Origin of the sequence: Planomonospora alba (assembly GCF_039534085.1) — a bacterium.
Lineage (GTDB): Bacteria > Actinomycetota > Actinomycetes > Streptosporangiales > Streptosporangiaceae > Planomonospora_B > Planomonospora_B alba.
Window position 1 is genome coordinate 16,039 of record NZ_BAAAUT010000030.1, and the last position, 24,232, is coordinate 40,270.

27 protein-coding genes, 3 tRNA genes and 1 pseudogene are annotated in these 24,232 nt (G+C 74.0%); 15 read left to right on the forward strand and 16 right to left on the reverse strand.

What is annotated here, in order from left to right:
* Position 1: 1 nt before the first annotated feature.
* Together ABD823_RS18935 and ABD823_RS18940 are read right to left on the reverse strand one after the other, a co-directional pair.
* Positions 2-1,297, reverse strand: a complete 1,296-nt coding sequence (locus ABD823_RS18935) for an MFS transporter (RefSeq protein ID WP_344861371.1) — start codon at positions 1,295-1,297, stop codon at positions 2-4.
* A 212-nt stretch (positions 1,298-1,509) separates the two neighbouring features.
* On the reverse strand, positions 1,510-1,860 hold the full coding sequence (locus ABD823_RS18940; RefSeq protein ID WP_425566628.1) for a metallopeptidase family protein: 351 nt from the start codon (positions 1,858-1,860) through the stop codon (positions 1,510-1,512).
* 59 nt (positions 1,861-1,919) lie between these two features.
* On the opposite strand from ABD823_RS18940, the gene ABD823_RS18945 reads away from it, so the two are divergent.
* From ABD823_RS18945 to ABD823_RS18960, 4 genes are all read left to right on the forward strand, one after another.
* A complete protein-coding gene (locus ABD823_RS18945) occupies positions 1,920-3,431 on the forward strand; it encodes a metallophosphoesterase family protein (RefSeq protein ID WP_344861375.1) in 1,512 nt (503 codons plus the stop codon).
* A gap of 93 nt (positions 3,432-3,524) precedes the next feature.
* A tRNA-Glu gene (locus tag ABD823_RS18950) sits at positions 3,525-3,597 on the forward strand.
* A gap of 107 nt (positions 3,598-3,704) precedes the next feature.
* Positions 3,705-3,779: transfer RNA gene (locus ABD823_RS18955), tRNA-Asp, on the forward strand.
* Between the two features lie 25 nt (positions 3,780-3,804).
* Positions 3,805-3,878: transfer RNA gene (locus ABD823_RS18960), tRNA-Phe, on the forward strand.
* Positions 3,879-4,188: 310 nt separating this feature from the next.
* Here ABD823_RS18960 and ABD823_RS18965 read toward each other — a convergent pair.
* From ABD823_RS18965 to ABD823_RS18995, 7 genes are all read right to left on the reverse strand, one after another.
* Complete coding sequence (locus tag ABD823_RS18965) at positions 4,189-5,172, reverse strand: hypothetical protein (protein ID WP_344861377.1); 984 nt, start codon at positions 5,170-5,172, stop codon at positions 4,189-4,191.
* 238 nt (positions 5,173-5,410) lie between these two features.
* Positions 5,411-6,316, reverse strand: a complete 906-nt coding sequence (gene mltG / locus ABD823_RS18970) for an endolytic transglycosylase MltG (protein ID WP_344861379.1) — start codon at positions 6,314-6,316, stop codon at positions 5,411-5,413.
* Positions 6,313-6,825, reverse strand: a complete 513-nt coding sequence (locus ABD823_RS18975; protein ID WP_344861381.1) for a SigE family RNA polymerase sigma factor — start codon at positions 6,823-6,825, stop codon at positions 6,313-6,315. The genes mltG and ABD823_RS18975 overlap by 4 nt, the downstream gene beginning before the upstream one ends.
* Before the next feature lie 71 nt (positions 6,826-6,896).
* Positions 6,897-8,528 carry a sensor histidine kinase gene (locus ABD823_RS18980; protein ID WP_344861383.1) on the reverse strand — a complete coding sequence of 544 codons (1,632 nt, stop codon included), beginning with the start codon at positions 8,526-8,528 and terminating at the stop codon, positions 6,897-6,899.
* Entirely contained in the window at positions 8,525-9,235 is a 711-nt protein-coding gene (locus tag ABD823_RS18985; RefSeq protein WP_344861385.1) for a response regulator transcription factor, read from the reverse strand. The genes ABD823_RS18980 and ABD823_RS18985 overlap by 4 nt, the downstream gene beginning before the upstream one ends.
* A 144-nt stretch (positions 9,236-9,379) precedes the next feature.
* The gene (locus tag ABD823_RS18990; protein ID WP_344861387.1) at positions 9,380-10,162 is read right to left on the reverse strand and encodes a hypothetical protein; all 783 of its coding nucleotides are present in this window, start codon (positions 10,160-10,162) and stop codon (positions 9,380-9,382) included.
* On the reverse strand, positions 10,159-11,073 hold the full coding sequence (locus tag ABD823_RS18995; protein ID WP_344861389.1) for an ATP-binding cassette domain-containing protein: 915 nt from the start codon (positions 11,071-11,073) through the stop codon (positions 10,159-10,161). Before ABD823_RS18995 ends, ABD823_RS18990 begins: the two co-directional genes overlap by 4 nt.
* A 309-nt stretch (positions 11,074-11,382) precedes the next feature.
* Between ABD823_RS18995 and ABD823_RS19000 the strand changes: the two genes are divergently transcribed.
* Positions 11,383-12,171, forward strand: coding sequence for a phosphotransferase (locus tag ABD823_RS19000; protein WP_344861392.1), 789 nt, complete (start codon positions 11,383-11,385; stop codon positions 12,169-12,171).
* A gap of 174 nt (positions 12,172-12,345) precedes the next feature.
* Positions 12,346-13,413, forward strand: a complete 1,068-nt coding sequence (locus tag ABD823_RS19005) for an NBR1-Ig-like domain-containing protein (RefSeq protein WP_344861394.1) — start codon at positions 12,346-12,348, stop codon at positions 13,411-13,413.
* A 180-nt stretch (positions 13,414-13,593) separates the two neighbouring features.
* Here the strand turns inward: ABD823_RS19005 and ABD823_RS19010 are convergent, their stop codons facing one another.
* Positions 13,594-14,241, reverse strand: coding sequence for an O-methyltransferase (locus tag ABD823_RS19010; protein WP_344861396.1), 648 nt, complete (start codon positions 14,239-14,241; stop codon positions 13,594-13,596).
* A 500-nt stretch (positions 14,242-14,741) separates the two neighbouring features.
* On the opposite strand from ABD823_RS19010, the pseudogene ABD823_RS34675 reads away from it, so the two are divergent.
* From ABD823_RS34675 to ABD823_RS19025, 3 genes and pseudogenes are all read left to right on the forward strand, one after another.
* Positions 14,742-15,014, forward strand: a pseudogene (locus ABD823_RS34675) (HAMP domain-containing protein); the annotation flags it as partial.
* A 271-nt stretch (positions 15,015-15,285) separates the two neighbouring features.
* Positions 15,286-15,750, forward strand: coding sequence for a methyl-accepting chemotaxis protein (locus tag ABD823_RS19020; RefSeq protein ID WP_344861507.1), 465 nt, complete (start codon positions 15,286-15,288; stop codon positions 15,748-15,750).
* Positions 15,751-15,818: 68 nt separating this feature from the next.
* Entirely contained in the window at positions 15,819-16,322 is a 504-nt protein-coding gene (locus tag ABD823_RS19025; protein WP_344861400.1) for an isochorismatase family protein, read from the forward strand.
* On the opposite strand, the gene ABD823_RS19030 is transcribed toward ABD823_RS19025, so the two are convergent.
* Complete coding sequence (locus tag ABD823_RS19030; protein ID WP_344861402.1) at positions 16,223-16,882, reverse strand: aminotransferase-like domain-containing protein; 660 nt, start codon at positions 16,880-16,882, stop codon at positions 16,223-16,225. The genes ABD823_RS19025 and ABD823_RS19030 overlap by 100 nt on opposite strands.
* On the reverse strand, positions 16,879-17,007 hold the full coding sequence (locus tag ABD823_RS19035; protein WP_344861404.1) for a hypothetical protein: 129 nt from the start codon (positions 17,005-17,007) through the stop codon (positions 16,879-16,881). The genes ABD823_RS19030 and ABD823_RS19035 overlap by 4 nt, the downstream gene beginning before the upstream one ends.
* A 31-nt stretch (positions 17,008-17,038) precedes the next feature.
* Here ABD823_RS19035 and ABD823_RS19040 point away from each other — a divergent pair, with 31 nt between their 5' ends.
* Positions 17,039-17,230, forward strand: a complete 192-nt coding sequence (locus ABD823_RS19040; protein ID WP_344861406.1) for a hypothetical protein — start codon at positions 17,039-17,041, stop codon at positions 17,228-17,230.
* On the opposite strand, the gene ABD823_RS19045 is transcribed toward ABD823_RS19040, so the two are convergent.
* The 3 genes from ABD823_RS19045 to ABD823_RS19055 all read right to left on the reverse strand — a co-directional run bounded on the left by ABD823_RS19045 (position 17,208) and on the right by ABD823_RS19055 (position 19,282).
* On the reverse strand, positions 17,208-17,927 hold the full coding sequence (locus ABD823_RS19045) for a phosphatase PAP2 family protein (RefSeq protein WP_344861408.1): 720 nt from the start codon (positions 17,925-17,927) through the stop codon (positions 17,208-17,210). The genes ABD823_RS19040 and ABD823_RS19045 overlap by 23 nt on opposite strands.
* A gap of 70 nt (positions 17,928-17,997) precedes the next feature.
* Complete coding sequence (locus tag ABD823_RS19050; RefSeq protein WP_344861410.1) at positions 17,998-18,804, reverse strand: phosphatase PAP2 family protein; 807 nt, start codon at positions 18,802-18,804, stop codon at positions 17,998-18,000.
* A gap of 94 nt (positions 18,805-18,898) precedes the next feature.
* Entirely contained in the window at positions 18,899-19,282 is a 384-nt protein-coding gene (locus ABD823_RS19055; protein WP_344861412.1) for a hypothetical protein, read from the reverse strand.
* Between the two features lie 198 nt (positions 19,283-19,480).
* On the opposite strand from ABD823_RS19055, the gene ABD823_RS19060 reads away from it, so the two are divergent.
* From ABD823_RS19060 to ABD823_RS19080, 5 genes are read left to right on the forward strand one after another with little or no spacing between them, the layout of a single operon-like run.
* Positions 19,481-19,951, forward strand: a complete 471-nt coding sequence (locus ABD823_RS19060; RefSeq protein WP_344861414.1) for a GAF domain-containing protein — start codon at positions 19,481-19,483, stop codon at positions 19,949-19,951.
* Between the two features lie 46 nt (positions 19,952-19,997).
* Positions 19,998-20,705 (forward strand): GAF and ANTAR domain-containing protein, encoded by a 708-nt coding sequence (locus ABD823_RS19065; RefSeq protein WP_344861416.1) that lies wholly within the window; start codon positions 19,998-20,000, stop codon positions 20,703-20,705.
* Positions 20,702-21,049: an STAS domain-containing protein gene (locus tag ABD823_RS19070; protein ID WP_344861418.1), complete on the forward strand. Its 348-nt coding sequence runs from the start codon at positions 20,702-20,704 to the stop codon at positions 21,047-21,049. Before ABD823_RS19065 ends, ABD823_RS19070 begins: the two co-directional genes overlap by 4 nt.
* An 11-nt stretch (positions 21,050-21,060) precedes the next feature.
* The gene (locus ABD823_RS19075) at positions 21,061-22,128 is read left to right on the forward strand and encodes a quinone-dependent dihydroorotate dehydrogenase (RefSeq protein ID WP_344861420.1); all 1,068 of its coding nucleotides are present in this window, start codon (positions 21,061-21,063) and stop codon (positions 22,126-22,128) included.
* Positions 22,129-22,176: 48 nt separating this feature from the next.
* On the forward strand, positions 22,177-22,380 hold the full coding sequence (locus tag ABD823_RS19080) for a heavy-metal-associated domain-containing protein (protein ID WP_344861422.1): 204 nt from the start codon (positions 22,177-22,179) through the stop codon (positions 22,378-22,380).
* A 146-nt stretch (positions 22,381-22,526) separates the two neighbouring features.
* Here the strand turns inward: ABD823_RS19080 and ABD823_RS19085 are convergent, their stop codons facing one another.
* Entirely contained in the window at positions 22,527-24,176 is a 1,650-nt protein-coding gene (locus ABD823_RS19085) for a beta-N-acetylhexosaminidase (RefSeq protein ID WP_344861424.1), read from the reverse strand.
* Between the last annotated feature and the right edge of the window lie 56 nt (positions 24,177-24,232).

Here is a 24,232-nt window from a genome sequence, read left to right on the forward strand (position 1 = left end):
GTCAGGAGGCCGCCTCGGTGCGCACCCTCCTGATGATCTCCTTGCGGGATTCGGACCAGAGCATGGACAGCGCGGCGGCGGCGAACAGTCCCGCCGCGCCGGCCAGTGCGACCACCGACTCGGGCCCGAGCCCGTCGGCGGCGGCACCGCCGACGAGGATGCCGATGCCCTGGGCGGCCAGCAGGCCCGACTGGACGAGCCCGAAGGCCTGGCCCCGCTGCTCGGCGGGCACGCACCGCACGAAGGCGGCGTTGGCGGCCAGCTGGTAGGCGCCGCCGACACCGGAGACGAACCACAGCACCAGCACCACGGCGAGCGGCGGCCGCATCGCGCACAGGATCAGCGGTGCGCACGTCAGCATCGCCATCCAGCCCATGGCGCGCAGCCGTCCGGAGGGGCTGACGTACCGGCTGAACAGGAAGGCGCCGACGACCGTCCCGGTCGGGATGGAGCCCATCAGCAGCCCCGCCACGAACGAGATCCGCTCGGGATCGTCGGTCAGGGTGGCGGCGTAGGGGGTCGCGATGCCCTCCGGAAGCACGTAGAAGCCGCACAGCCAGGCGAAGAGCACCAGGGTCCGCAGCCGGCTGTCACCGAAGACCAGCCTGGCCCCGGCCCGGGTCATCGTCCACATCGAGGGGCGCCCCCCGCCGTTGTGCGCGGGAGCCGGGCGGCGCCGTACGCCCGCGACGAGGATGAGCGCCGAGGCCATGAAGGTGGCCGCGTCCAGGGCCAGCGCGCGGTACGGTCCCATCCCCATGATCAGGGCGCCGCCGATGGCGAAGCCGAGCATCTGGGCGGCCTGGTTGGTCATGTTCTGCAGGGCCGAGCCCGCGACGTACCGGTCGCCCTCCAGGAGCTCGGGCAGGAGCGCGGCCCGGGCGGCGGAGAACGGCGCGCTGAGCAGCACCACGCAGAAGACCAGCACGCACAGGGCCGCGAACGGGGTGCCGGGGATCGCCATGAGCGCGACCAGGAGCGCGCGGAGCACATCGCAGACGATCATGATGCGCCGCCGGGCGTGGCGGTCGGCGAGACCCGAGAGGAACGGCCCGCCGATGATCGGCGGGAGGTAGGTCAGGGCGTAGACCGCGGCGGTGGCCAGGGGGGAGTCGGTCCGCTCGAAGACGAGGACGGACAGCGCGACCCGGGAGAGCTGGTCGCCGAGGAGGGAGAGCGCCTGGCCCGCCCAGAGCGCGCGGAACTCTCCGATGGCGAGGACCTCGCCGTAGGTGGCTTGACGTTCGGCTGGGCGACGGTGCCGACCGCCTGGCCGCCCGGGCTTGATGGCCGCCATGGGACTCCGGTGACCTTGCAGGCGCATCTGACTGTGAGTGTTTGCTATGTGACCTACAGTGCCGGTTGAGGGCTCGCTTCGCAACCCAAAGCGACCAAGCGTGTCAGAGAACCCCCGCAGGTCAGGAAATATCGGTGGTCGTCCGTACGGCCGGCCCCGGACGGCGCGGGCGCCGGGTCGTCCGGCGGTGACGACCGCCGGGGCGGGAGCGGTCACCAGCCGAGCTCGTGCAGCCTCTCGTCGCTGATGCCGAAATGGTGGGCGATCTCGTGGACGACGGTGATCTGCACCTCCTCGACCACGTCGTCCTCGGTGTCGCAGATCGCGCAGATCGGGTGGCGGTAGATCTCGATCCGGTCGGGCAGCACCCCGGCGTACCAGCCGTCGCGCTCGGTGAGCGGGATGCCCGTGTAGAGGCCCAGCAGGTCGGGCTCCGGGGGGTCGTCCACGACCACCACGACCACGTTGTCCATGACCTTCGTCAGCTCAGGGGGGATCGTGTCCAGAGCCTCGGCCACCAGCTCCTCGAACTTCTCCCGCGAGACTTCGATCACAGTCGCCATTCTGCCCGGCTTTTCCGGGTAACCGACCTGTCGGGGACATCGGGTAGACAGGAAGACGCATGGATTTCACGCGTTGGACCCAGGCCATCCGCAACGCCGTGAAGGGACGGACGATGCGGCGGCTCGCGCGCGCGGTCGCGGGCTCGGTCGTCGCCGCCGTCGGGGTGTGGCTCGGCATGGCCCTCGGCGGACCCGTGTCGGCCGCCGTGGGCCCCGTCGACGTGGGGATGTCCGCCGAGCTCGCCTGGACAGGGGAGACCGTCGTCGACGCCCACCCGCTGGGCACCCTGCTGTTCGACACCCACGACGCCCCGATACGGCTCCGCGTCACCCTGGAGAACATCGACTCCGAGCAGGCCCAGGCCATGCTGGAGGACCCCCGCCTGGCCGAGCGGCTGCCCGCGCTGCTGGAGCGGGAGCTGAGGGAGGGGGTCAGCGCGCTGGCCCTGCGCGCCATCGCCTGCGGTCTCGCCGGGGCGCTGATCTTCTCCCTGATCGTCTTCCGCGGCTGGCGGGCGGCGCTGGCGGGCCTGCTGGCCGGCATGGTCATGATCGCGGGCATCGGTACGGCCGCCGCCACGACCTTCCGGCCGAACGCCGTGGTCGAGCCGGAGTACACCGGCCTGCTCGCCGGGGCGCCGTCGCTGGTCGGCGACGCCGAGGCCATCGTGACCCGGTTCGAGTCCTACCGCGACCAGCTCGCCAAGCTGGTCAACAACGTCTCCCAGCTCTACGACGCGGTCTCGTCCCTGCCGGTCTACGACGCCGACCCCACCTCGATCCGGATCCTGCACGTCTCCGACATCCACCTCAACCCCATCGCGTGGAACCTCATCCGCTCGATCACCCAGCAGTTCAAGATCGAGGCCGTCGTCGACACGGGCGACATCACCGACCACGGCACCGGCCCGGAGGACAAGTTCGTCGAGGAGATCGGCAAGCTCGGCGTGCCGTACGTCTTCGTCCGCGGCAACCACGACTCCAAGGCCACGCAGCGGGCCGTGGCGAAGCAGAAGAACGCGGTCGTCCTCGACGACTCCGTCGAGGAGGTGGCGGGCCTGCGCGTCTACGGGCTGGGCGACCCCCGGTTCACCCCCGACAAATCCGTGCCGGTCGACTCCGACCTCGACTCCCTCGCCGCCCTCGGCCGCGCCCACGCCTCGCGCATGACGCAGGCCCTCGGCCCCGTCGACCTCGTGGCGGTGCACGACCCGACCATCGCCAAGGGTTTCTCCGGCTCGGTCCCCATGGTCCTGACGGGCCACTCCCACGCGCGCTCCACGGAGCTGCTGCCCTCGGGCACCCGGGTGCTCGTCCAGGGCTCCACCGGGGGAGCCGGGCTGCGGGCCCTGGAGCACGACGAGCCGACCCCCGTCACGGCCTCGGTCCTGTACTTCGACCGCGAGACGCGCCGCCTGCGGGCCTGGGACGACATCACCCTCGGCGGACTGGGGGAGCAGTCGGTCCAGATCCAGCGTCACGTCGAGAACGACCCGGGGCGTACAATTTCACCGGAGCCGACGGTCGTCCCGTCCCCGACGGGAACGGTCACCGGCACCGCGACGCCTTGAGCCGGAACGCCGCTTTGGCATCGGGGGCAAACGTCCCCTATGCTTCAGAGGTCTCCAGCGGAAGACGGCGACGGAACGGGACGGAAGTCCTGAGCCCCCATCGTCTAGTGGCCTAGGACACCGCCCTTTCAAGGCGGCGACACGGGTTCGAATCCCGTTGGGGGCACGGCCGAGCAAAAGCTCGCCAGGGAAACGGCAGGTCGAAGACCTCCGAAGAGCTGGTAAGCTAAGCGAGGCAGAAAGAACGGAAACGAAAGTTCCCGGTCAAAGCAAGGTCCTGTAGAGCAGTTTGGAGTGCTCGCCACCCTGTCAAGGTGGAGGTCGCGGGTTCAAGTCCCGTCAGGACCGCTCAGGTGGGTTTCCGATCCACCGGGGTCAGGTAGCTCAGTTGGTACGAGCGTCCGCCTGAAAAGCGGAAGGTCGGCAGTTCGACCCTGCCCCTGACCACAGCCTCTCAGCAGCGAAGAAGCCTCGAACGATCACCGTTCGGGGCTTTTTTGATCTTCGATGACGGCAACGGCTCCTGATCTCCCATCGAGACGGCCCTCTGGCATGGGGAACCGTATGCCTCTGAGGCCGGCGGCATACGGATCGCCCCCCGCCTCCGCCGTAGGTCGTCAGGCTCCATCGGCGCCTCACGCCGGGACGGGAAGACGCGGCCATGCTCGTCCCAGTCGTCCCACCGGTCGGAGCGCTCGGCGGACTGTCGCCTGCGGTGCTCCCGGAGCGCCTCCACGCAGATGCCGCAGCAGGGCTTCTACGGCGAGGTCGGAGCGAAGGATGAGACGACAAGCCAGATGGCCCCCGCCACGATGACGACCGCTAGGGCGATCTCTCTCGGCCGTCCGGGAGGCGCGGTCCGCGACCGGTCGCTGACGTCGGCGGGTGAGACGGCTCTCCGCTGCGCTCTCCCGGCCAGCAGGATCAGAACGGCCGCGAGCAGCAGATGCCATCTGATCAGACCGGCGGGATTCACGCGGAAGTCGATGCCGCAGAGACTGACATACGCCACGACGTCGAGCAGCGCGAACAGAAGAAGGACCGCGGCGAACGCGGCGCCGACCAACCGCCCCCGTCGGTCGGAGACGGTTCCCTTCGCGGTCGCGGCCAGGGCCACGAGCACGATCGGCAGGCCGAGCGCCTCGGCGTCACGGGACCACCGTACGAGGGGGCCCCAGAACGACTCGATGTAGTTGCCGACGGACAGGAAGGACTCGGTCGAGGCCGGGAGGCGGCTGGTCAAGGGCGTCCATGCCGCCGCGCCGGCGGCGGCCGTCCATGGGAGGATCCGGTGCCGTCTCCGGGGCAGCGGCGACCTGGACGCCAGAAGCAGTGCCGCCATGGCCGCCGGGTAGCAGATGACCAGAGTCCAGAGCGGGGCGGCGGGCGGGAACGGCTCGGCGCAGGGGTCGTCACCCGGCAGGAGAGCCGTGGTGAACAGTCCAATCGAGAGGACGGCGCCGGGCGCGGAGACGGCCATGAGCGTGCCCCGGCGCGGTCCGTGCAGCAGGAGGCCGGCCAGAACGGCCGGAAGCAGCAGGCCGGACCAGAACGACAACGCCCATGCCGTACTCGCCGGAACACCGGGGTCGGCGCCCGTTCCGTGGCAGAGCACGTGGACGTCCTGCCCGCCGACTCCGAAAGCCGTCAGGATCAGCGGCCCCGACGCGAGGACGACCGCACCGAGATGGAGCGCCGCCGACACCGGGAACCGGGTCCTCGTTCCTGGTGCCTGCGCCATGGCGCTCTTCCCGCCCTCTCGAAAAAGATCAACTCGGGTGAGGGTAGCGGAGGACGGCCTCCGATCACTGGAAGGCCGTGACGGCAGCCCTGACGGCGACCTCCCCGCACGCGGACACATCTCGGCTGCCGCCCACCGTCTTCCGGCCACGGTGCCCGGTGCCCGCCAGGGGATGGCTCCGCTTGGAAAGCGGAAGGGCCGGCGGGCTTCCCGCAGGCCCGCCCGTGCGCGCGGCGCGTCAACCGGACCGTCGCGCCCGTTCGGCGAGCTCGGCGAACTCCTCCCCGGTCGTGGCGAACTCCACGGTGCCGCGCTCCGGGTCGGTGACCACGAAATGGAGCCAGGGGCCCGGAGCCGGGTGGAGGGCGGCCCTGAGCGCGGCCTCGCCGGGGTTGGAGACGGGCCCCGGAGGCAGGCCGCGGTGGCGGTAGGTGTTGTACGGCGAGCGCAGCTTCAGGTCCCCGACCGTGACGCCGCCGCGGTACCTGCCGAGGCCGTAGAGGACCGTGCTGTCGAGCTGCAGCCGCATGCCGCGGGCCAGGCGGTTGTGGATGACGCGGGCCACCTTCGGCATGTCGGCCTGGGTGGGCGACTCGGCCTGGACGAGGCTGGCGATGATGACGACGTCCCGGGGAGCGCGCCGGGAGGCCAGACCGAGCCCGTCCGCCGTCTCGCGGAACCGGGCCACCATCCCGGCCAGGATCTCGGTGGGGGTGGCGGAGACGGGGAACCTGTACGTGCCGGGGTGGGCGAAGCCCTCCAGCCCGCCCTCGGCGTACGGAGGCAGGCCCAGGGCCCGGCCGTCCTCGGCGGCCCGCGCGAACGACTCCGCGGGCTCGCCGGTCGCGCGGGAGAGGTCGTCGAACAGGCGGGCGACCCGCTGTCCCTCCTCGACGGTCACCTCGTGCGTCCGCTCCGGCCCGGGACGCGCGGCCACGGGAGCTTCCGGCCTGTCCGCCTCGGGGGAGAGAGTCCTGACGGCGACCGTGCCGCCCGCGGCCAGGGCGACGACGGCGGCCGCGGCCGCCAGGACGGCGCCCCTCCGGCGGGCGGGACGGTGCGGGAGGAAGCGGGCCGGGGGCGGCGGCACCTGCTCGTCCGCCATCTCGGCGAGGGTCTCGCGCAGCAGGTTCTCGACGTTCAACGGAACTCCCTCACGGCGCTCAGTTCGGGGGCGGACTTCTTCAGCCGCTCCAGCGACCGGTAGATCTGGCTGCGGACCGAACCCACCCGCACGCCCAGCAGGTGAGCGATCTCGGTCTCCGACCTGTCCTCGAAGTAGCGCAGGACGAGCATGGTCCGCTGCCGGGGCGTCAGCCGGGACAGCGCCGCCCGCATCGTCAGGCGCAGGTCCGCCGCCTCGGCGTGCCCGTCACCGGCCCGGTCGATCCGCTCGTCCGTGCTCACCTCCACGACCCGCGACCGGCGGCGCCACCGGCTCACCTGCTCGTGGTACATGGTGCGGCGCACGTACCCCTCGATGGCCTCGGGGTCGCGCAGGGCGCGCCAGCGCGCGGCCGTCTTCGCCAGGGCCGACTGGACGAGGTCCTCGGCGGCGTGCCGGTCGCCGGTCAACAGGTACGCCGTGCGGAACAGCGCGCCTGACCTGTCGACGACGAACTGCCGCAGAGCCGCCTCGAAGCCTGGATCCACCCCGTCCTCCTTCTGCTGTCACCCACCAAGGACGAGCGGGCGCCACGGAACTATGCCGGGCCGCGGAGATGTCAGGCGCCGCGCGTGTGATCCGCGGGCCGGGCGCGGCCCGCGTCCGCGTCCGCGACGGGGAAGACCACCCGGAAGGCGGCGCCCCGCCCGGGCGCCGTGCGGAGCTCCACGCGGCCGGAGTGGGCCGCGACGATGGAGCGGACGATGGCCAGGCCCAGGCCCGCCCCGCCTCCTCCGGCCCGGCTGCGCGAGCCGTCCGCGCGGTGGAAGCGGTCGAATACCCGGGCCGCCTGCTCCTCGGTCATTCCGGGGCCCGCGTCCTCGATCACCAGCACGGCCTCGCCCCCGGCCGTGCCGACACCGATCCTCACCTCGGTCCCCGGCGGGGTGTGGGCGACCGCGTTGCCGACGAGGTTGCTCGTCACCTGCCGCAGCCTGGCCTCGTCGCCCAGGATCGGGGCCTCCTCCGGCGGGCCGCCGTCCGGGCCGGTCAGGGAGACCGCGCGGGTGGGGTCCAGTGCGCGCAGGTCGTGGCGGGCGTCGGCGGCGAGCGTGCGCAGGTCCATGGGCGCGAGATCCATCGGCAGGGTGCTGTCGCCCTCGTCCAGGCGGGCCAGCAGGAGCAGGTCTTCGACCAGCCGGGTCAGCCGGGACGCCTCGCTCTCGATGCGGCTCATCGCCAGGCCGGTGTCGGGCAGGCCGCCCATCCGGTGCAGCTCGGAGAAGCCCTTGATCCCGAAGAGCGGGGTGCGCAGCTCGTGGCTGACGTCCGCGACGAAGCGCCGCATCCGGGCCTCCGACGCCTCCCGGTCGGCGAAGGCCGTCTCCAGCTGGCCGAGCATGCCGTTGAGCGCCGCCGACAGGCGGCCCACCTCGGTGCCGGGCGCGGCGGTGTCGGGGACCCGCCGGGACAGGTCGCCCCCGGCGATGGCCGCCGCGGTCTCCTCGATCCCGCGCAGCGGCCGCAACCCCGCGCGTACGGCGAACCAGCCGATGACGGCCAGCAGGACCAGCAGCGCGGCCGAGGTGATCAGCCAGGCCAGGCCCAACCGGGCGAGTGTGGATCGCACCCCGTCCAGCGACGCGGCCACGACGACGCCGCCGCCCGCGGGGAGCGTCCGGCCCGGGGACGGCGGCCGCTCCTGCCGGGGCATCACGACCACCCGCCAGTCCGCGGTCCCCGGCTGCCCGGGCACCTCGAAGGGCCGTCCGGCGAGCCGGGCGACGGTCCCGGCGTCGAGCGGCGGGAGCCGCGGTCCCCCGTCCGGGCTCCGCGCCGGCACGCTCGTGTGCTGCAGCACGGTCCCGTCCGGGCCGAGGTGGGCGATGTGGATCCGGCCGAGCAGGTCGGTGTCGGGGAGCGCCCGCGGGACCTGCGGGTCCGTTCCGGGGGCGGGCCGCAGCAGGGCGGGGGGCATGCGGGCCAGCAGCGCGGCGGCCGGCTTCAACCGCTCGTCCACGCGGCCCACCAGGTGGGAGCGGAGGGTGGCGAGCGCGACCGCGCCGCTCACCAGCAGGCCGACCGTGAGCAGGGCCGTCGTGATCAGCAGGAGGCGACCGCGGAGCGAGAGCCCCCTGCGCCGTCGTCCCGCCCGGCCGGGGGCCGCGGCCGCGTGCCCGCCCGCCCCCGCTTCGCCGGGGGGCGCGGACGCCCGTACGTCTCCTTCACCGGGGCGCGCCGGCGTGCTCACGTCCGGGGCCTGCGCAGCACGTATCCCACACCGTGCACGGTGTGGATGAGCTTGGGCTCGGTGGTGTCGGCCTTGCGCCGTACGTAGCTCACGTAGGTGTCGACGATGCTGGAGTCGCCCGCGAAGTCGTACTGCCAGACGTGTTCCAGGATCCGGGCCTTGGGCAGCACCTTCCCGGTGTTCAGGATCAGGTAGTGCAGCAGCCGGAACTCGGTGGGCGACAGCCGTACCGGCCGGCCCGCCTTGAACACCTGGTGGCCGTCCGGGTCGAGCTCCAGGTCGCCCGCCCGCAGCGTCCGGTCGTCGGGCGCGAGCCCCGTACGGCGGAGCACGGCCTGGATCCGGGCGAGCAGCTCCTCCAGGTCGAACGGCTTGGTCACGTAGTCGTCGCCGCCCAGCCGCAACCCGTTGACCTTGTCCGCGGCGGCGTCGCGGGCGGTGAGGAACAGCACGGGGATGCGGCCCGGGCGGCCGGCGCCCAGCGGCCGGGGGAGCTCCCGGAGGCGGCGGACGACCTCGAAGCCGTCCATGTCCGGCAGCATCACGTCCAGCAGCACCAGATCGGGGGGCTCGCGGAGGGCGGCGTCCAGGGCCTCGGAGCCGGTGGCGGCGGAGCCGACCGTGTATCCGGCGAAGCGCAGGGTGGCCGAGAGCAGCTCCCGCACCACGGGCTCGTCGTCGACCACCAGCAGGCGGTTCGCGTCCATCCGTCTCCCTCCGACGGCCGCTGTCCTCCGGCGGGCACCGCCCCGCCCGGGGCGGCGTGCTCCTCTGGAGAGGTCCGTGTCTCCCGAGGGCCGCGCTCCCCGCCCCGGACGGTCTTCCCCTCCGAGGATAGGGACCGCGGGCCCTCAGACGTCCCGCGTGCGGAAGAGGGCCAGCGCGGCCAGCAGCATGGCCAGCACGGTCGCGGTGAGCACGGCGAGCCCCGCCTCGGCCGGCAGGTCTCCGGAGAGCGGGCCTGACGTGAACAGGCGCGCGCCCGCGGTGGTCGGCCAGTACGTCAGGACCCACTCGGCGGCGCGCCCGGGCAGGATGGGCGCCATCGCCGGCAGCAGCAGCAGGAACGACCCGAGGGCGACCGCCCCGGCCGTCCTGCGGAGCAGGAACCCCATGGCGACGCCGTACAGGCCGATCAGGACCAGATACAGCCCGGCGCCGGCGAGCGCGCCCGGCACGCCCGGGTCCGTCAGGGCGAGGCTCGGAGCGCCCCGGGCGGCGAGCATCGCCTGGCTCGTCAGGAACGACCCGAGGGCGATCAGCGGTCCGCAGGGCAGCATCACCAGGGCGACGACGGCCGCCTTGCCCGCCAGGAGGCGGCCCCGCCGGGGCACGGCGGTCACGCTGGCCGGCATCGTCCCCGCGGCGTACTCGGAGGTGACGGTCAGCACGCCCACGGCGCTGACCAGCAGCTGCGCGAGCATGTGAGCGCGGAAGGCGGTCTCCATGGGGTCGAAGGCGGCCTGGTCCCCGGGCGCGGCGGCCAGGTAGGCCCGGCCGTTCGCGCTGCCGAACAGGACGCCGTAGCAGACGGCGGCCGCGAAGGCACCGGCCAGGGTGCCCACGGTGGCGCGGATCGTGCGGAACTTGGTCCACTCCGCGCGCAGGACGTCGGCGAGGCCCGCGGCCGTCATCGCTCCCCCTCCGGGCCGCCGAACTCCACGCTGGTGCGGGTCAGCTCCATGTACGCCTCCTCCAGGGAGGTCCGGTGCGGCGTCAGCTCGTGCAGCACCACCCCGTGGACCATCGCGACCTTTCCGACCTCCGGGCCCGCCATGCCCGTCACCACCAGGGTGTCCTCGGCCTCCTGCCGTACGGCCGCGCCGGCCTCGCGCAGCCGGTGGGCGAGCTCCCCGGCGTCCGCGGTGCGCACCAGGACGGTGTCCCGGGGGCCCGGGCGGACGAACGCGTCGAGCCCGGTGTCGGCGAGCAGCCGGCCGCGGCCGATGACGACCAGGTGGTCGGCGGTCAGCGCCATCTCGCTCATCAGGTGGCTGGAGACCAGCACCGTCCGGCCCTCGGCGGCGAGGTCCCGCATGAGGCCGCGGATCCACCTGACGCCCTCCGGGTCGAGCCCGTTGACCGGCTCGTCGAACACCAGCACCGCCGGATCCCCGAGAAGGGCCGCGGCGATGCCGAGCCGCTGGCTCATGCCGAGGGACAGGGCGCCCGCGGGCCGGTCGGCGATCCGGGAGAGCCCGACGAGCCCGATCACCTCCTCGACGCGGCCGCGCGGGATGCGGTTGCTCCGGGCCAGGCAGAGCAGGTGGCCGAGGACGCTCCTGCGCGGGTGCACCGCACGGGCGTCGAGCAGCGCGCCCACCTCCCGCATCGGCCAGGGGAGGTCCGCGTAACGGCGTCCGCGGACCGTGGCGGTGCCGCTCGTCGGCGCGTCCAGGCCCAGGATCATGCGCATCGTGGTGGTCTTGCCCGCACCGTTCGGGCCGAGGAAGCCGGTGACCACGCCCGGACTGACGTCGAAGCTCAGGTCGCTCACCGCGGTGGTGGAGCCGTACCGCTTGGTCAGCTGCCGTAACCGAATCATGCGGTGAAGCCTGGCCCGGCCGGCTGGGCGGTTCCGGAGGGGATCTGTGAGCCTCCTGTGAGCCTTCCGGCGCGCGGCGGGGGCTGCCCGGCGTCCCCGGCGGGGACCGCCTGGCCCGCGGCGGCGGATCCCCGCGTGGGCGGCGGCCCCCGTGCCGGTGCCCGGGGCGGCGCGCGGCCGTGCCCGGGCGCGGGCGATCTCACAGGATATTCACGCCGTACGGCCCGGCCCCGGGAGGCGCCGCGCACGGCCCGCACCGGGGCCGCATGATGGAGACCGCCGGTTGCGCCGGATGACCGTGGAGGCGGAGTGGTGGAGCGGGTCCTGTTGAAGGGCGGGGTCAACGAGGTGCTGCGCGTCGGTGAGACCGTGCACCGGCCGACGGGGCCGTGGAGCCCCGCCGTGCACGGGCTCCTGCGCCACCTGGAGCGCCGGGGCTTTCGCGGGGCCCCGCGGCTGCACGGGGTCACCGAGGACGGGCTGGAGGTCCTCGACTTCATCCCCGGTCGGGTGAGCGACTACCCGCTGACCCCGGAGGCGGCCTCCGGCGAGGCGCTGGAGAGCGCGGCCGAGCTGCTGCGGGCCTACCACGACGCGACCGCGGAGTACGTGGCCGGGCACGAGACGGGGTGGATGTCCCCGGCGCTCCCGCCGGCCGAGGTGATCCTGCACAACGACTACGCCCCGTACAACTGCGTGCTGGACGGCACCCGGGTCGTCGGGATCATCGACTTCGACACCGCCGCGCCCGGCCCGCGGCTCTGGGACGTGGCGTACGCGGTCCACCGCTGGGCACAGGTCGGGGACCCGGACGCGGGGACGGGCTGCGGCACCGCGGAGGAGCAGGCCGTACGCGCCCGGGTGTTCTGCGACCGCTACGGGCTGGACGCCGCCGGGCGGGGCGCCCTGGTGGACACCGTCGCCGCCCGGCTCGGCGCCCTGGTCGAGTTCATGCACGCGCAGGCCGCGGCGGGGGTGGAGGCGTTCCGGCGCCACATCGAGGAGGGCCACGACACGCTCTACCGCAATGACATCGCCTACCTCGGGGAGCGGCGTGCCGCCTTCGAGGCGGCGCTGTCGGTCCCTGACGGCTCCTGACGGCCCCTGACCGCCCGGCGCCTCCCCGGCCCCGCCGACCCGGGCCGGTCACCCGGACGACCTCCTCTCGTGACTTCCGTTAATCTCCTTTGGTTTCAGGCAGGTTGTCGGAAGGGGCTGTGCCGGGGACCGCGGGCGCAGCCGTGCGGCGGTGCCGACCAGGGCGGGTGAGGAATGGCGGAGTCACCGGAGGCGCGAGCGGAGGAGCCCGAGGCGCCCGGCGCGGAGTCCCGGGTGCCCGGTGCGGAGCCGGAGGCGCCCGGTACGGCGGGCGGGACGGGCGGCGGCGCGGAGCAGGCGGCGCGGCGGGGGCGGAGGCCGTCCCGGCCGGACCCGGCGTCCGGCCCGGTGGCGCTGCTCGCCCACCGGCTCTGGGAGCTCAAGGAGCGGGCGGGCGACCCGTCCTTCGCGGAGATGTCGTCCCGGCTCGGTGCGGCGGCCTCGAAGTCCTCGCTGGCCGCCGCCGCCCGGGGGCAGGTGCTGCCGAGCTGGGAGACGACCTGGGAGTTCGTCCGGGTCCTCGCGGTCGGCAGGCTGGGCCAGGACCCGCAGGAGGCCCGACGCGAGTGGCGGGCCCACTGGGAGCGGGCCAGGAGCGGGGCGCAGGGCCCGGCGGTCGGGCACGGCCCGCCCGAGGCGGGTGACCGGGCCGGGTACGGCCCCTCTTCGGCGGAGGCGCCGGCGGTCCGGGGCCCCTCCGGGCACCCCGGGCGGCGCGGGTCCGGCGGGGGGAGCAGGCCGCCGCACGTCAGGAGGCCGCTGGTCCTCGGCGTGCTGGGCGCCCTGGCCGCGGGCGGGGCGGGAGGGGCGGGCGCGCTCGTCATCCTTCTGTCGTCCTCGGGCGACAGGGGTGCGGACGGCGCCCCCGTCTCGGACGCGTCGCAGACGCGGGCCGTCGCGCCGGGCGACGACTCGGTCTTCGAGGGGGACGTCACCCACCCCGACGGGACCACGGTACGGCGGGGGACGCACTTCACGAAGGTGTGGCGGATCCGCAACGCGGGGAGCGTTTCGTGGCACGGGCGCTACCTGACCAGGATCAGCGACGACGACCCGTGCCGGGCCCCCGAGCGGGTGCCGATCGAGCGGACCGGTCCGGGCGAGTCGGTCGACATATCCGTGCGGATGCGCGCCGCCGACGCCCCGGGCAGATGCAGGATCTACTGGAAGATGACCAACGGGTCCGGGGCGCCGGTCTTCGCCGGGAAGAACCCGATCTTCCTGGACGTCAACGTGGAGTGAGCCCCGGCGGGCACCCGGCGTGAGCTCCGGCCGGGACCCGGCGGTGGCCGCCGGTGTCCCGTGATCCCGGAGCCCGCGCGCCGGGGCGTGCCGTGATCCCGGAGCCCGCGCAGGGCCCCGTGCGCCGGAGCGTGCCGGGGGACGCGCAGGGCCCCGCGCCGGAGCGCGGGTGGCGGTCGCTCAGCGCCTGCGGGCGACGGTGACGCCGTCGCGTACGGGCAGCATCACCGAGTCCACGCGCTCGTCCGCGACGATGGCGTCGTTCACCCGGCGCACGGCCACGTCGGCCTCCTCCTGGCACGCGGGATCGAGCACGCGGCCTCCCCGCAGCACGTTGTCGAGGACGACCAGGCCGCCCGGCCGCAGCCGCGTGACCAGTTCCTCGTAGTAGGCGGGGTAACCGGTCTTGTCGGCGTCGACGAAGGCGAAGTCGATCGAGGGCTCGGCGGGCAGCGCGCGCAGCGTCTCCAGCGCCGGGGCGATCCGCAGATCGATGCGGTCGGCCAGGCCGGCCCGCTTCCAGTAGCGCCGGGCGACGGAGGTCCACTCGTCGCTGACGTCGCACGCCAGCAGGCGGCCGTCCTCGGGCAGGCCGCGGGCGATGCAGATCGACGAGTATCCGGTGAACACTCCCACCTCGACCGCCTGCCGCGCGCCGGTCAGCCGGACCAGCATGGTCAGGAACTCCCCCTCGTCGTGGGTGATCTGCATGCCGGCGGAGCCGGGGAAGGAGGCCCGCGTCTCGGCCGCCAGTTCGCGGAGCAGGTCGTCGGCGGGGGTGCAGTGGGACAGCAGGTAGTCGTTGACGGCGGGATCGACGATGTCCATGGTGGCCGCTCCTCTGGGTCGCGTGGTGGACGTGGTGTGGCCGCTCCGCCGCCCGGTGGACGACGGAGGCGCCGCCCGGCCGGTGACGGGTCCCGCCCGATGATGATCACGGGCGGTGGGCCTGCCAAGTGTTCCCCGTACCGGGCGCTCCGGCAACCGGGTATCACCGGATCCGGTGGTGCGGGCCGTACGTGACGGGGACCGTCGTGCCGCTCACCGGGCTGTCGCTGGTCCACCACTCGGAGGTGAAGTCGCGGCTGGACGTCCTGCGCATCGCCATGGCCCCGGACGAGGCCGCGACCCGGGACTACCAGGAGTCCCTGCGGGAGAGCGACGAGCAGATCGCCCAGGGGCTGGCGAAGTTCAAGGAGTACGTGCCGGAGGGCGGCGACGAGGCCCTCGCCGTGTTCGAGGACAACTGGGCGCGCTGGATCGAGGTGCGCGACGAGCGGGTCCTCCCGCTGGCGCTCAAGCATGACGTGCACGCCGTCGACCGCATGATGGAGTCCACCGGCCAGCCGCTGATCTCCGCGGCGGTGGAGGGACTGGAGGAGTTGGAGCGGATCGAGGCGGACGCCGCGGCCGCGGACCACGCCGCGACCGTCGACGCCTACAAGCGGAGCGTGGCTCTGCTGGTCACCTTCCTGGTCGCCGGCTCGCTCGCCGCGATCGGCCTGTCCGTGTTCCTGGCGAGGCTGATCGTCCGGCCGCTGGCCCGGGTGTCGGCCGTGCTGTCCGCCCTCGGAAAGGGTGACCTGACCGCCGAGGTCGAGGTCCACAGCCGTGACGAGGTGGGGCGGATGGCCGCGGCGCTGAGCGAGGCCATGACCAGTGTGCGGACCTCGGTGGAGGCGATGACGCGCAGCGCGGACGGCCTGGCCGCCACGGCGGAGGAGCTGTCGGACGTCAGCGGGCGGATCGCGGCCAGCGCCGAGCAGACCAGCGTGCAGGCCGGCGCCGTCGCCGCGACCGCCGAGCGGGTCTCCCACAACGTGCAGAGCGTCGCCGGCGGCACCGAGCAGATGGGGGGCCGGCATCCGCGAGATCGCGGGCAGCGCCGCCGAGGCGGCCCGGGTCGCGACGACCGCGGCGCGGGAGGCGGACGAGGCCAACACGACCATCGAACGGCTCGGCGAGGCGAGCAACGAGATCGGGAACGTGGTCAAGATGATCACGGCCATCGCGGAGCAGACCAACCTGCTGGTGCTCAACGCCACGATCGAGGCCGCCCGCGCGGGCGAGTCCGGCAAGGGGTTCGCGGTGGTCGCGGGCGAGGTCAAGGACCTCGCCCAGCAGACCGGCCGGGCCACCGACGACATCGGCGGCCGGGTGCAGGCCATCCAGGCGGGCACCGCGGTCGCGGTCGGTGCGATCAGCGCGGTGGGCTCGGTGATCGAGCGGGTGAACGAGTACCAGGCCAGCATCGCCGAGACGGTCGAGGAGCAGTCCGCGACCACCACGGAGATCAGCCGCAACATCGCCGAGGCGGCGGGCGGTGTCGCAGGGTGATGGGCGGGTCACCGGCGGGTGAGGGCGGATCGCTTCCCTCGGGAGGCGTTTCGAACTAGAGTTCTCATGTGAACCAGGTCCTTCTCCTGATCGACGTCCAGCGCAACATGCTCGAGCCTCCGGCGCCGGTGCCCGGTGCCCGGGCGGTCTCGGAGGCGATCGACGTGCTGCTGAAGCGCGCCCGGGCGGCCGGCGCCCCGGTGGTCTTCGTGCGCAACAACGGTCCCGAGGACGAGCCCGACGCCCCCGGCACGCCGGGCTGGGAGCTGGCCCGCGAGGTGCTCCCCGGGGAGCAGGTGGTCGACAAGCACCTGCCGGACGCCTTCGCCGACACCGACCTCGCGTGGGTGCTCCCGCCGGTGGCCTCACTCGTGGTCGCGGGGATGCAGAGCGAGTGGTGCGTCCGGGAGACCTCGCTGGCGGCCATGGCCCGGGGGCACGCCGTCACGCTCGTCCAGGGGGCGCACGCGACCTACGACGGGGACGAGCCCGCCGAGGTCGTCTCCCGCAGGGTCGAGGAGGAGCTGGCGGCGGTGGGCGTCACCCTGGCCGCGCCCGACGAGCTGTTCTGAGCCCTGCGGGCCCGCCCCCCGGCAGGGCCCCGCACCCCCGCGGGCTCGCCTCCTCCCAGAGGGCTCCTCCCCCGGAGGAGGGCCGCGGCGCTCCTGACCGGAGACGCGGGTGCCGCGGGCCGGGCGAGCGGCACCACCCGGTCGGGGTCCGCCGCCTCCGGGGCGAGCCGGGCGCACAGGTGCAGACCCGCCGCGGAGGGGACCGGCAGGAGCAGGCCGGAGAAGTCGCGCCGGAGCAGCGCGGTGATCCGTTCCCGGCGGCTCGCGTACTCCCGGGTGGCCCTGCGGACGTGCCGGGCCGGGAGCCCTTCCTCCATGAACCGCGCCGGCGCCGCCTGGGTGAGCGGGTCGCCGTGCCCGTCGGCGAGCCGTTCGGCGGCGCGCAGCGCGGGCCGCAGCGAGCCGGGCGCCACCAGGAAGCCCAGGCGCAGCGCCGGCAGCAGCGTCTTGGAGAAGGAGCCGACGTAGACCACGTGACCCTCCCGGTCCAGGCTCTGCAGCGGTTCGAGAGGGCGGCCGCCGAACCTGGACTCGCTGTCGTAGTCGTCCTCCACGATCACGGCGCCCCGCTCCGCCGCCCATGCCGGCAGCGCCGTACGGCGGGCGGGGACATCGGGACGCCCAGCGGGAACTGGTGCGACGGCGTGACGTAGACCAGGCGGGCGTCATCGGGGAGCGCGTCCACGTCGATGCCCTCGGCGTCGACCGGGACGCCGGTGACACGCGCCCCCAGGGAGCGGAAGAGCAGGCGGGCGGGCGGGCGGGTAGCCGGGTTCCTCGACCGCGACGCGGTCGCCCGGCCCGACCAGGACGCGGGCGCGGCGGTCGCGAGGATGCTGGGCCCGCTGCCGCTGACCGCGCTGGTCCTCGGGTGGGGCGGTGCGGCTACGCCGTACCGGCCGCCCTGAGGCCCGCCTTCCGCCCTCCCGCACGCCGTTCCCGCAGGATCGGGCGGAGGAGCAGCGCGTTGGCGGCCACCGCGACGCAGACGAGGCCGAGCAGGAAGCCCCAGCCGACGTCGCTCAGGTGGTGCATGCCCCGGTACATCCGCGAGTAGGCGATCCCCACCGGGACGCCCAGCCCGACCAGCCACCACAGCACGTTCAGGATGCGGTGGCGGTGGGTGTGCAGGGTCAGCACCAGGGCGACGCCGCAGTAGAAGGCGACCGCGGCGCTGGTGTGCCCGGACGGGAAGCTGGAGGTGGGCGGCGCGGGGTCCAGGCGGTGGACCTCGGGCCGGTCCCGCTCGGCCAGGACGGTCGAGAGCAGGAAGATGAGCGACTGCGACCAGACGGCCGTCACCAGGAAGGCCGACTCGTTCCAACGCCTGAACACCAGCCGGAACACGACGACGAGCACCGCGGTGGCACCGACGATCACCGGGGTGTCCGACAGGCCCGACAGCGTGTCGGTGACGTCGCTGACGAAGGAGGTCCGCTCCCGGGCCATCTCCTCGTTGACGCCCTGGTCGTTCGCGCCGATGGTCGTCGGCTCCAGGACCTTGGTGATCAGCAGCCCGACGCCGACCGTCAGGGCCGCCATGACGGACAGCGGGAGCAGGATGAGCCGTACGGTGCCCCGGAGGTCGATCGACACTTTCGCCATGGCCGCGCACTACCCCGGAATCCGGCAAAGGAACGGCCGGATCGGGGTCAAGACGGGCGGCCTTCCGGGATCATCCCGTACGGCCGTCCCGGGGATCGACGCCCTCGGCGGCCCTGAGCGGCATGTCCGCCTCCGGGCCATCCTCGCGCGGCATGTCCGGCTCCACGCCCTCCTCGTACGGCACGGCCGGCCTGCGTCCCTCGTCGCGCCGCCACGCCTCGTACCCGGCGCTCGTCGCCGCGACGACCGCGAGCCCCAGCAGGACCCCGGCCACCACGTCGCTGACCCAGTGCACGCCGAGCGCGACCCGGGTGTAGGCGACGAACCCGGTGACGGCCGCCGCCACGGTCCAGGCCGCCAGCCGGGCGGCCCGGTCGCGCAGCAGGGGGAGCGCGAGGAGGACGAGAAGGCTCGTCCCGGTCGCCGCGGCCATCGCGTGCCCGGAGGGGAAGGACGCGCCGGGCGCCCAGGACACCGGGTCGGGGAGGACGGGCCGGGCCCGGTCCACCAGCTCCTTGACGGCCAGGTTCAGCAGGCCGCTGACGGTGATCGTGACGATCACCCAGGCGGCCGGGCGCCGACGTCCCCGCCGCCAGAGCCAGATCGCGGCCAGCACCGCCAGGACGCGCCAGGTCGTCGGGCCGAACACCTCGGTCGCCACGTTGAGGAAGTCCCCGTAGCCGGGCCGGCCGAGCGTGAACGCGTGCGCCCGCTCGGCGATCCGCTCGTCGAAGGCGTGCAGCGGCTCGAAGGAGGACGCCACCAGGGTCATCAGCAGCATGAACGGCACCGAGAACAGCACGACGGCCGCCACCGCGGCGGTGAGCCGCATGCCCAGACGGCGGTCGGAGTCCCGGCGTTCGGATAGAGCGACCATCCCCCATGGCTACCCGCTCAGAGATCTCTATGCCCGGGGAAACGGGTCAAGTCCCGGTGACCGCCGTGCGGGGGAGGGGGACCGGGAGCGGTCCTCAGGCGGCGCGGCGCGTCTCCCGGCGGGCGGTCCGGCGCAGCACCTCGTAGTGGCGCCGCTCGGCCTCGGCGAGTGCGGGCTCGCCGGCGTAGGCGTCGAGCACGCGCCGCAGGTGCGGCAGCTGCTCGGCCACGTCGGCCCACGCCCGCTCGGGATCGCCCGCGCCGAGCTCGATCAGCGCGTCCAGGTGCGCGGCGCAGGCCGTCCACCACTGGCGGCTCAGCTCCGCCAGAAAGCCGTCCAACCCGCCGAACTCCCGGTGGATCTCGGGTTCCCACCAGGAGGGGACCGTGGTGTGCCCGGTCTCCGCCAGGTCGCGCAGCACGGTCTGCGCCAGGCTGCGGCGGCGGCGGACGGCGGCGGAACGCGAAGGAATGCTCATGCGGACAGCTTGCCGATCTTCGCTTGCCGAACGCTTAACACCGCATTGACGGCCGCATGCCGCCGGGACGTGACGTGGTCGGCGGGAATCGCTTGGCGCGCCCACGGGGCGGGACTAGGCTCGAGGTGCAGACCGCATTCCGCCCTGCGATTCCGCCCTGTGTCCGCGGAGCTGCCTCACCATGGAGGAAGCCCGCCCATGACCGACGGAGACGAGTTCTCCCGCGTGGTCGACCGGACCCTGCACGCCCTGGCCGATGCCCTGGGCGCCGACGGCGCGGCCCTGATGCTGATCGACGACCGCGACCGGCCGCGTGCGGTCGGCGGCTCGGACGACGACGGGCGGCGGCTGGAGCTGGCACAGGAGCAGACCGGGTCGGGGCCGTCGATCGAGAGCTTCACCCGTGACACCGGTGTCGTGGTCGACGACCTGCACGCGGCCCGGCCCTTCGGCTTCCCCGGCGTGGCCGAGCGCGCCCGGCGGGTGCGCGCCGTGCTCTCGGTGCCGCTGCGCGCGGGCGACCGGGTCATCGGCTCGCTCGACTTCTACGACCGCGTCAGCCACGAGTGGCAGCCCGTGACCGTCCGGGCGGGGGAGCGGCTCGCGGAGCTGATGGTCATGGTCCTGCAGGGCCTGGCCCATAAATCTTCCATTTCTGGGCAGCCGTAGCCCTCAAGTCAAGTAACAGGTCGACGCTGTGAAAGGCGCCACACATATGTCGTATATCGACCCGGAAGCGTTGGTCGCGAGTTTGAGGCGGATCCAGACGGCCGCGCCCGTCACCGGCATCGTCCAGCAGTTGGAGAGAGCCGTCGACGTCGTGGACACCCTCTTCGGCTACTCCGGCGCCGGCCTGATGTTCGCCGCGGACGGCAAGGAGCTGCGCTACCTGGTCGCCACCGACGATCCCGGGCGCAGTCTCGAGGGCGCCCAGCTCCACCTCGGCCGGGGCCCGTGCGTGTCCGCCTACGAGCAGGACACCGCGGTCACCTGCTCCGACGTGCGCGCCGACCCGCGCTGGCCGGAGCTGGCCGCCCGGCTCCACCCCGGGGTGCGGGCCGTGGCCGGCGTGCCCGTACGGCTCGGCGGCCGGCCGGTGGGCACGCTCAACGTCTACCGGTCCACCCCCTACGAGTGGGACGACACCGACGTGCAGGCCCTGTACGCCTACGCCGACGTGATCGGGCAGGTCCTCGCGGCGGCGGTCGCCGCCGAGGAGAAGAGCGTCCTGGCCGACCAGCTCCAGTACGCCCTCGACTACCGGGTGGTCATCGAGCGCGCCATCGGCTACCTGATGGGCAAGCACGACCTCACCGCCGCCCAGGCCTTCACCGGGCTGCGCAAACAGGCCAGGGACAGCAGGCGCAAGGTCGCTGACCTGGCGGCCGAGGTGCTCGGAGAGGGAGCGGGCGACCCGAGGTGATCACCGTCACCTCGCGGGAGACCGGTCACGGCGCCGTCGAGGTCGCCGTCGCGGGGGACGTCGACGCCGTCACCGCCGCCGAGCTGCGGTGCGTCCTGGACGGCCTGGCGGACGGGCCCGGTCCGGTCCGGGTCGAGCTCGACCTCACCCGCGTGGGCTTCCTCGACTGCGCGGGCGCGCGCCTGCTGCTCCGGACGGAGGAGCGGCTGCGCGCGCGGGGGGGAGCGCTGGCCGTCCTGCGTCCCTCCGCTCCGGTGCTCCGGCTGCTCGGCCTGCTGGGGATCGACCGGCACCTGCCCGTCGGCGGGGCGGTCGGCGCGAGCCGTACCGGGCCGGGGGACTAACCTGACCGGTGATGTATCGATTCCTTTTCACGCAGATCCTCAGCCGCTTCGACGCCGAGGACGTGCACCATCTGACGATCGGCGCGCTCCGCCTGCTCTCGACCGCGCCGGTGGCGAAGAAGGTGGTCCACCGCCGCCTCGCGCCGCGCGATCCGCTGCTGCGGGTTCAGGCGTTCGGCGTGCACTTCCCGAGCCCGTTCGGGCTGGCGGCCGGGTTCGACAAGGACGCCGGGTGCGTGGAGGCCATGTCCGCGCTCGGCTTCGGCCACGTCGAGGTCGGCACGGTCACCGCGCACGCCCAGCCGGGCAACGCCAGGCCGCGGCTGTTCCGCCTGCCGGGGGAGCGGGCGATCATCAACCGGATGGGCTTCAACAACGCGGGCGCGGCGGCCGCCGCCCGGGCGCTGAGCAGGACCCGCGGCGTCCCGGCGATCGTCGGGGTCAACATCGGCAAGACCAAGGTCGTGCCCGAGGCGGAGGCCGTGGCGGACTACGTGGCCAGCGCCAAGGAGCTGGCCCCGCTCGCCGACTACCTGGTCGTCAACGTCAGCTCGCCCAACACGCCCGGCCTGCGGAGCCTCCAGGCGGTGGAGCTGCTGCGCCCGCTGCTCACGGGGGTCAAGGAGGTCGCCGACGGCACCGCGAAGCGCACCCCGCTGCTCGTGAAGATCGCTCCGGACCTGGCCGACGAGGACGTGGACGCGGTCGCCGACCTGGCCCTGGAACTCGGGCTCGACGGCATCATCGCGACCAACACCACGATCGGCCGCGAGGGCGTCTCCAGCACCGAGGCCGGCGGGTTGTCCGGGCGTCCGCTGAAGGCCCGCTCGCTGGCGGTGCTGCGCCGTCTCCGGGCGCGGGTCGGCGACCGGCTCACGCTCGTGTCCGTCGGCGGCGTGGAGGACGTCGACGACGTCTGGGAGCGCCTGCTCGCCGGGGCGACCCTGGTCCAGGGCTACACCGGCATGGTCTACCACGGGCCGCTGTGGGCGTACCGCATCCACCGGGGGCTGGCCCGGCGGATGCGGCGGCACGGCGTCACCGACCTACGGGAGATCGTCGGGCGCACCGCAGGCTGAGCCATACCCTGGGCAGGTAATCACCAGAAGATCGACATGGGAGGCGTCATGAGCGTGGCCACCTACACCGTCACCGGCATGACCTGCGGTCACTGCGTCAGCTCGGTCAAGGAGGAGGTGGGCGAGGTCCCCGGCGTCACCGCGGTCGACGTGGACCTGGAGTCCGGCCGGGTGGACGTCACCGGCGACCCCCTCGACGACGCGGCGATCCGCGCCGCCATCGAGGAGGCCGGCTACGAGGTGGCCGGCTGACGGCCGGCCTGCGGACCGGGCTGACGGCCGGCCGCCTGGCGACCGTCCGCTGACCCGCGGCGGTGGGCCGCCGTCCGCCCGCCTGGCCGGTCGCCTGGCGACCGGCCGCGCCGCCGGCCGACCCGCCGCCCGCCCGGCCGCAGGCGTCACATGCTGGGCCGGGTGGAGTCGGCGGCGTGGGTCAGCTCCTCCAGGTGCCGCATGGTCTCGTCGACCCGGACGACCCCCGGGCGGTGGCGGCGCGGCCCGGTGCCGCCGCGCTGCCACGGGCGCGGCCCGGCCGGCGGCCTGTACTCCACGCCGAGCGCGTCCAGCCGCCGCAGGTGCCGCTCCAGCCGGGCGGTGAACGAGGGGTCGGCCGGACCCGACCAGGCGGCCTCCGCCAGCGCGCAGCCCCGGGGCCAGGCGCGGTAGTCCACCGCCCGGGCGTCGGGCAGGCGCTCGCTCCACAGCTGGAACTGCGCCCCCAGTACGTGCGCGGCCTCCTGCTCGCTCCACCCGGGCGGCACGGGGGCGAATCCCGCCACGTCCGCCACCGTGATCGCCTCGCCGATGGCGAGCGGCTCGTCCTCCGAGGCGGCCTCCGCGTAGTCGAAGTAGAGCGGGAAGACCGGCGTCTGCACCACGTCGTACCCGGCTGCCGCGGCCCGCCGGGCCACCCCGGAGCCGCGCCAGGGCATCACGACCGTGTCGGGCCGGAGCGCGCCGCTGACGAAGGCCTCGTCCCAGACGACCGCCCGGCTGCCTCGCTCGGCCAGCGCGTCCGCGAGCCGGCGCAGGAACCACGCGTGCAGCTCACCGGGGCCCGTCAGGCCCAGCTCCTCCCAGAACGCGGTGATCTCCGGGGAGGCGGCCCAGTCGTCGAGCACGCACTCGTCCCCGCCGATGTGCACGTACGGCGCGGTGCCCAGCGCGCCGAGCAGCTCGTCGAAGACGGCGGTGAGGAAGTCGACGGTCGGCGGGAGCGGGGAGAGGATCGCCGGAGAGATGCCCCACCGGTCCAGCACCCCGAACGGCTCCGGCGTCCGCCCGCCGGTCGCCCGCGCGTCCAGCTCCGGGTAGGCGGCGAGGATCGCGGAGGCGTGCCCCGGCACGTCGATCTCCGGCACCACCGTCACGGCCCGGTCCCGCGCGTAGGCGGCGATCTCCGCCAGGTCGTCCAGCGTGTAGTAGCCGCCGTGCGGGGTGCCGTCGTAGGCGGGCTCCTCGCGGTAGTGGCTGGTCACCGTGCGCGCCCGGTGCGAGCCCACCTCGTGCAGCCGCGGATGCGCCCGGCTCTCGATCCGCCAGCCCTGGTCGTCCACCAGGTGCAGGTGGAGCCGGTTCAGCTTGTGCGCGGCCATCAGGTCGACCATCCGCAGCACCTCCCGCTTCGGCAGGAAGTGCCGGGCCACGTCCAGGTGCGCGCCGCGCCAGGAGAACCGGGGAGCGTCCTCGATCAGCACCGCCGGCACGCGCCCGCCCGCCCGGACGGCGCGGAAGGCCGTGTCGGGCAGGAGCTGCCGGAGGGTCTGCCCGGCGTAGAAGGCGCCCGCCGGCTGCGCCGCGACGATCCGCACCCCTTGCTCCGTCACCTCCAGCCGGTAGGCATCCGGGTCCAGCGACGGGTCCCGTGCCACGGCGACCGCCGCCTGCGCGGCCGTTGCCGGGTCGGCGGGGCGCAGGTCCAGGGCGGGGAGCGCCCGCCGTACGGCGTCCGCCAGGTCGGCGGGGCCGCTGACCGGGTCACCCGGGGAGAGGGTGAAGGAGCCCCGGCCGGGCAGGGCGGAGACGGGGCGGGGGAGAAGGTCGCTCATGGCTCAGATCATGCCAAAGCGTCGCGAAAACCGTAAAGAAACTTTCCAGATGTTGT